At 46.2% G+C, this 710-nt stretch carries 1 pseudogene; it reads right to left on the reverse strand.

What is annotated here, in order from left to right:
* Nucleotides 1-673: pseudogene (locus A3751_RS17975) on the reverse strand (Fe-S cluster assembly protein SufB); the annotation flags it as partial.
* Nucleotides 674-710 lie beyond the last annotated feature (37 nt).

Consider the following 710-nt stretch of genomic DNA (forward strand, 5'->3'; position numbering starts at 1 on the left):
ATGTACGCTCGAATTGGCCGGTCTTTGCTTCGTTGATTCGGAAGTAAGTAGACAGCTCCAAAGGACAACGAACGCCCTTCGGTATGTACACAAATGAACCGTCTGAAAATACAGCCGAGTTGAGCGCTGCATAAAAGTTATCTTTTTGAGGAACCACTGAGCCGATGTATTTCTTGATCAGCTCGGGATGCTTATGCACCGCCTCGGAAATAGGGCAAAAAATAACGCCAGCTTCGGTTAACTTTTCTTTGAATGTCGTTGTTACCGAAACACTGTCGAACACCGCATCAACCGCTACGCCGGCAAGGCGCGCTCTTTCGTGCAAAGGAATCCCAAGCTTTTCATAGGTTTTGAGCAGCTCTGGATCGACTTCGTCCAAACTTTTCGGACCGTCGTCTTTCGACTTAGGCGCAGAGTAATAAGCAATTTCGTTAAAATCGATTTTCGGGAAATTAACATGTGCCCACTCTGGTTCATCCATTTCGAGCCAAGCACGATACGCCTTTAAACGCCACTCGAGCATCCACTCAGGTTCCTTCTTTTTTGCAGAAAGGCGGCGTATCACATCTTCGTTTAGACCAGGCTCAAACGTTTCCGATTCGATATCGGTAACGAAACCATGCTGGTACTCATTTTTGATAAGGTCTTTAACAGCTTTGTCAGATTCAGACATTCCAGACAGTGCTCTTTGTTGCGTGTGTATTGGTTGC

Source organism: Oleiphilus sp. HI0080 (assembly GCF_001635135.1).